Source organism: Burkholderia sp. BE12 (assembly GCF_002959955.1).
GTDB lineage: Bacteria > Pseudomonadota > Gammaproteobacteria > Burkholderiales > Burkholderiaceae > Burkholderia.
Genome location: NZ_PREY01000092.1, coordinates 1 through 384, shown reverse-complemented (window position 1 = coordinate 384; position 384 = coordinate 1). Strand labels below are relative to the sequence as shown.

The 384-nt window shown below is 52.3% G+C and carries 1 protein-coding gene; it reads right to left on the bottom strand.

Features of this window, described 5'->3' with window-relative positions; all coding sequences use genetic code 11:
- Positions 1 to 305, bottom strand: a 305-nt coding sequence (locus C4B30_RS35055) for a GDP-mannose 4,6-dehydratase (protein ID WP_158683601.1), incomplete at its 3' end; no start/stop codon positions are given.
- Positions 306 to 384: the final 79 nt, after the last annotated feature.

The following is a 384-nucleotide window of genomic DNA, read 5'->3' as shown; positions in this document are numbered from 1 at the left end:
ATGTTGGTTTCAATAAACGCTGCCGGGCCGTCAATAGAACGGTCAACATGGCTTTCGGCTGCCAGATGCATGACACAGTCTGGCTGATGCTCAGTGAATACGCGTGCCAGTTCTGCCCGATCGCAGATATCAACTTTCTCAAAGGCAAAGCGCTCGCTTTGCGCGACCGGTGCCAGCGACATCAGGTTTCCGGCGTAGGTCAGCTTATCGACCACTACCCCCGCGTCGCTCGTTTCGTTGATGATATAACGCACCAGCGCCGAGCCAATAAACCCGGCACCACCTGTTATCAGAATCTTTCTCATCAGCGCCAGACTCCTTTGGCATCGACGACATACTGCTGATGGACATTGTCGCCATTGATAACTTTGAACTGACTATGAT